The sequence below is a fragment of the Pseudomonas tehranensis genome (assembly GCF_014268615.1).
Lineage (GTDB): Bacteria > Pseudomonadota > Gammaproteobacteria > Pseudomonadales > Pseudomonadaceae > Aquipseudomonas > Aquipseudomonas tehranensis.
Map to the genome: position 1 here is coordinate 1 of NZ_JABWQV010000345.1, position 4205 is coordinate 4205.

General features: G+C 61.2%; 5 protein-coding genes. 4 read left to right on the forward strand and 1 reads right to left on the reverse strand.

The window, feature by feature from the left end; genetic code table 11:
• Nucleotides 1–133 precede the first annotated feature (133 nt).
• From HU811_RS25505 to pdxH, 3 genes are all read left to right on the forward strand, one after another.
• A complete protein-coding gene (locus HU811_RS25505) occupies nt 134–1279 on the forward strand; it encodes a serine hydrolase domain-containing protein (protein ID WP_186658815.1) in 1146 nt (381 codons plus the stop codon).
• Between the two features lie 119 nt (nt 1280–1398).
• The gene (locus tag HU811_RS25510; protein ID WP_186658818.1) at nt 1399–2517 is read left to right on the forward strand and encodes an OmpA family protein; all 1119 of its coding nucleotides are present in this window, start codon (nt 1399–1401) and stop codon (nt 2515–2517) included.
• Nucleotides 2518–2541: 24 nt separating this feature from the next.
• Nucleotides 2542–3189, forward strand: a complete 648-nt coding sequence (gene pdxH / locus HU811_RS25515) for a pyridoxamine 5'-phosphate oxidase (protein WP_092396988.1) — start codon at nt 2542–2544, stop codon at nt 3187–3189.
• On the opposite strand, the gene HU811_RS25520 is transcribed toward pdxH, so the two are convergent.
• A complete protein-coding gene (locus tag HU811_RS25520; RefSeq protein WP_186658821.1) occupies nt 3137–3421 on the reverse strand; it encodes a hypothetical protein in 285 nt (94 codons plus the stop codon). The two genes, pdxH and HU811_RS25520, sit on opposite strands and share 53 nt — an antisense overlap.
• Nucleotides 3422–3593: 172 nt before the next feature.
• Between HU811_RS25520 and HU811_RS25525 the strand changes: the two genes are divergently transcribed.
• Nucleotides 3594–4058 (forward strand): outer membrane lipoprotein, encoded by a 465-nt coding sequence (locus tag HU811_RS25525; protein WP_047228399.1) that lies wholly within the window; start codon nt 3594–3596, stop codon nt 4056–4058.
• Nucleotides 4059–4205: the final 147 nt, after the last annotated feature.

Consider the following 4205-nt stretch of genomic DNA (forward strand, 5'->3'; position numbering starts at 1 on the left):
AGCGGGAGCAAGCTCCCTCGCCACAAAGGCCAGTGCCAGTCCGGTCAGCCGTCTCCCAGCAGTTCCCAAAAACCTCAATGGCTGAAACAATACAGGCCACTTCAAAAAAGTGTTTGTTTCAAGGGAGTTGCGGGTGCAGATTCAAGGCCATTATGAGCTTCAATTCGAGGCGGTGCGTGAAGCCTTCGCGGCGCTGTTCGACGATCCTCAGGCGCGCGGCGCGGCGTTGTGCATTCAGGTCGGTGGCCGCACGGTCATCGATCTGTGGGCCGGCACGGCCGACAAGGATGGCAGTGAAGCCTGGCACAGCGACACCATCGCCAACCTGTTTTCCTGCACCAAAACGTTCACCGCCGTTACCGCCCTGCAACTGGTGGCCGAAGGCAAGCTGCAGTTGGATGCCCCTGTCGCCCGTTATTGGCCCGAGTTCGCGGCAGCCGGCAAGCAAGCCGTCACGCTCCGTCAGTTGCTTTGCCACCAGGCCGGGTTGCCGGCGTTACGTGAACTGCTGGCGCCCGAAGCACTTTATAACTGGCAGACCATGGTCGATGCATTGGCCGCTGAAACGCCCTGGTGGACGCCGGGAGAGGGTCACGGCTACGCGGCGATCACTTACGGCTGGCTGGTCGGCGAACTGCTGCGCAGGGCTGACGGTCGTGGGCCGGGGGCATCCATCGTGGCCCGGATTGCCAAGCCGTTGGGTCTGGATTTCCACGTCGGCCTGGCTGATGAAGAGTTTCATCGCGTGGCCCACATCGCTCGCGGCAAAGGCAATGTGGGCGATGCGGCGGCCCAGCGCCTTTTACAAGTGACGATGCGCGAACCCACGGCCATGACGACCCGGGCCTTCACTAACCCGCCCTCGATCATGACCAGCACCAATAAGCCGGAGTGGCGGCGCATGGAGCAACCGGCGGCCAACGGCCATGGTAACGCCCGCAGCCTGGCCGGGTTCTATGCCGGTCTACTGGACGGCAGCCTGCTGGAGGGCGAAATGCTCGACGAACTGACTCGCCAGCACAGCTTCGGCGACGACAAGACCTTGTTGACCCAGACCCGTTTCGGCCTGGGTTGCATGCTCGATCAGCCGGATGTGCCGAACGCGACCTATGGCCTCGGCCCTCGGGCATTCGGTCATCCTGGGGCGGGGGGCTCCATCGGTTTTGCCGACCCCGAACACGATGTGGCTTTTGGCTTTGTGACAAATACCCTCGGGCCATACGTTTTGATGGATCCGCGGGCGCAGAACCTTGCGCGGGTACTTGCCACTTGTCTATAAAACCTTAGCGAAGGCGGCGGGCATAGGAACCTCGTGTTCCTTTCAGTTTCCAACCGTCTGTTTATGCGGCCCGAACACGGCCTTTTGTTTTTTCATTTACATCATTTTGTGGATATCCAATGTCATCGAATAAAACCCTCGCTCTGGCGCTGTGCTTCGCTATCACCGGTTGCGCACAAAACCCACAAAATGATGCCGAGGGCGGCAGTGGCTGGTGGCCGTTCGGCGCCTCCGACAAGGTCGCGGCCAAAGAACCGACGTCAACGGCGCCGCTGAAACCGGCTGCTGTCGCGCCACAAGCCAAGGCCGAGGGTGCCTCTCACTGGTGGTGGCCGTTCTCTTCCGATGACACCACCGACGGCGTCGCCAAAAAAGTCGACGCCAAACCTGAAGTCAAGACGCCGGTTACCGTCGCCAAGGCCGAAGCTGAAAGCAACGGCAAGTGGTGGTGGCCATTCGGCGGCAACGATCAGGAAACCGCCAAGGCGGTACCGATGCCGGATCCGAAAGTCACCCAGGCCTGGCTCGACGACTACGAGCCGAAATTGCGCACGGCCATCAAGGACAGCAAGCTCGAACTTGAACGCCGCGACGACGTGCTGGTGGTCACCGCACCGGTGGACGGCTCTTTCAACCCGGACCGTCCGGCCATGCTGCTGCCGGTGAGCCTCGGCCCGTTCACCCGTGTGGCGAAAATCCTGGAAGCTGATCCGAAAACTGCCGTGCTGATCCTCGGCCACGCCGACACGTCGGGCGCTGCGCCGGTCAACCTGAAGCTCAGCCAGGAACGCGCCCAATCCGTGGCGGCGATTTTCCGTCTCAGCGGCTTGCAGCGTGATCGCCTGATGCTGCGTGGCATGGGTTCGGTTGCGCCCCGTGCCGCCAATGACAGCGTTGAAGGTCGCGCTTTGAATCGTCGTGTCGAGCTGCTGGTCACGCCGCAAAACACCATGGTTGCGCTGCTGAGCAAGTACAACATGCCGGCGTCGGCGCCGGCGCCAGTAAGGTTGGTGGCGGTCCAGGACGTGAAACCTGCGGCTTTGGCGCCAGCGCCTGCGCCAGCGGCTAACAAATCCAAGGCTGTTGCCACCAAAAAAGCCCCGGTCAAAAAGGCCGCCGCCAAGGCTCCTGCCAAAAAAGCCCCGGCCAAGAAAGCGACGGTGGCGAAGAAGCCGCAACCGACCAAAGCCGCTACCGATGCCAAGAAAGTCGCGGCCGCCGATGCATCCAAGCAGTGATGGGCTAATTACAAGGAGCGCGCCATGACCCAGACGCTGGCTGATATGCGCCGCGACTACACCCGCGATGGCCTGACCGAGGCGCAGGCCCCGGCGGAGCCGTTCGCGCTGTTCCACCAATGGTTCGCCGACGCGGTGAAAACCGAACAGGCGCCGGTGGAGGCCAACGCCATGACTTTGGCGACCGTGGATGCCGATGGGCGCCCGCATTGCCGGATCCTGCTGCTCAAGGGGCTCGATGCCCAAGGCTTCACGTTCTTCACCAACTACGACAGCGCCAAGGGTCAGCAACTGGCCACGAACCCGTTCGCGGCCATGACTTTTTTCTGGCCGACGCTGGAGCGTCAGGTGCGTATCGAGGGCAAGGTGCTGAAGGTCACGGCGCAAGAGTCGGACGCCTATTACCAGGTGCGGCCATTGGGCAGTCGCCTCGGGGCATGGGCGTCACCTCAAAGCCGGGTGATTGCCGGTCGAGGTGAGCTGGAAGACTTGCTCAAGGCCACCGAACAACGCTTCAGTGACAGCCAGCCTCACTGCCCGGAGCATTGGGGCGGCTATCGTCTGCTGCCCGAGCGTATCGAGTTCTGGCAAGGGCGGGCGAGCCGTCTGCATGATCGCCTCAACTATCGCCTGCAAGAGGCGAACTGGGTCCGCGAGCGTCTGGCGCCTTAACCTGGGGATAGTCCGCGGCGGCGGCCTGAAGCCATTGCGGCAGGGCGCGCCGCTTGATCCCTTGCTGTTGGGCGTCGGCCAATTGTTGCAGCATGTAAGCTTTTTTCAGCTCATCCTGCCCCGCCAATGACAGTGCCAGATCGCGGTCCATCCAGCGCTTGATCCGCACGTACAGCCACCAATGAAAGTACAAACCGGCTACGGTGGTAGCGGCTATGATGAAGTAATCCATGAGAAACCCTCAGGTCAGTGACGCGGATAGCGGAAATTGGCGCTACTGTTTGGGTGAATTTTTCGGGCGAGTCTGTATCCCACCTGAATGAAAACAATTTTATCCCGGCGAAGCCGTGACAGGCGTCAAGCTGCGGAGTTTAATGAATACCTGTCTTTTGGAGTTTGATGCTATGCGTAAGTCTGTTTTGCTGGTTGCTTCCTTTTCCACGATGGCGATGTTGCTCACTGGCTGTCAGTCGAGCCTGACCGGTGACTCCTATTCCCGTGACGAAGCGCGTCGCGTGCAGACGATTCGCATGGGGACCATTGAAGCCTTGCGTCCGGTCAAGATCGAAGGCACCAAGACCCCGATCGGCGGCGCGGCGGGTGCGGTGGTAGGTGGTGTGGGTGGCAGCGCCATCGGTGGTGGCCGTGGCAGTATCGTTGCTGCCGTGATCGGCGCCGTGGCCGGCGGCCTGATCGGCTCCGCGACCGAAGAAGGCCTGACCCGTACCCAGGGTGTGGAAATCACCGTTCGCGAAGACGACGGCAGCATGCGCGCCTATGTGCAGCAGGTTCAGGAAAACGAAGTGTTCCGTGTGGGTGAGCGGGTTCGTATTTCTACTGTGGATGGTACGAGTCGCGTATCGCACTAAGCTGGAATCGCTAAGAGAAAACCGCGCTTTTTCCTGAACGGGGAGGCGCGATTTTTTTTTATGGCTTCGTTTCGGGGGGCGGTGTGTATATCCGTTTGTTCGGTGACGGCCACTGGCGGTTCCGCCCTTACGGCGGGTCACTTTTGG

Excerpts from the sequence above, each read along its gene's own strand:
- HU811_RS25510 (WP_186658818.1), top strand. The coding sequence starts at position 1,399 with ATGTCATCGAATAAAACCCTCGCTCTGGCGCTGTGCTTCGCTATCACC.
- pdxH (WP_092396988.1), top strand. The coding sequence starts at position 2,542 with ATGACCCAGACGCTGGCTGATATGCGCCGCGACTACACCCGCGATGGC.
- HU811_RS25520 (WP_186658821.1), bottom strand. The coding sequence starts at position 3,421 with ATGGATTACTTCATCATAGCCGCTACCACCGTAGCCGGTTTGTACTTT.
- HU811_RS25525 (WP_047228399.1), top strand. The coding sequence starts at position 3,594 with ATGCGTAAGTCTGTTTTGCTGGTTGCTTCCTTTTCCACGATGGCGATG.